This window comes from Methylophaga sp. UBA5088 (assembly GCF_002414625.1).
GTDB classification, from domain to species: Bacteria; Pseudomonadota; Gammaproteobacteria; order Nitrosococcales; family Methylophagaceae; genus Methylophaga; species Methylophaga marina.
Map to the genome: position 1 here is coordinate 9,617 of NZ_DIAC01000122.1, position 407 is coordinate 10,023.

Annotated in this window: 1 protein-coding gene; it reads left to right on the forward strand. The window is 42.0% G+C overall.

All coding sequences use genetic code 11. The annotated features are described in order from the left end of the window. The coding region (locus B4K20_RS15045) for a S1 RNA-binding domain-containing protein (protein WP_289283534.1) at positions 1-327 on the forward strand (327 nt) is incomplete at its 5' end. Positions 328-407 lie beyond the last annotated feature (80 nt).

Genomic DNA, 407 nt, shown 5'->3' on the forward strand with positions numbered 1-407 from the left:
GGCACCGTGATGATTTTCTCTTCTGACTACAATGCTGGACAACAAGCATTGCGTCGCGTTGAAGATATTACTGCTGAAGTTGAAGTCGGTAAGATCTACGAAGGTCGTGTGGCTAAATTAATGGACTTTGGTGCATTTGTGACCATTCTGCCAGGTAAAGACGGTCTGGTACATATTTCTCAAATTTCAGAGGAACGTGTTGAGAATGTGTCAGATAAATTGTCTGAAGGTGATTTAATCCAAGTCAAAGTCTTGGAAGTCGATCGTCAAGGCCGTATCCGTCTTAGTATGAAAGCAGTTAATGAAGAGGTGAAAGAAGAAGAGTAAGTCTTCTGCGCTACTTCGCAAAAAAGCCCCGCACTGCGGGGCTTTTTTTATGCATGAGTAAAAAATTTCTTCTAACGGAT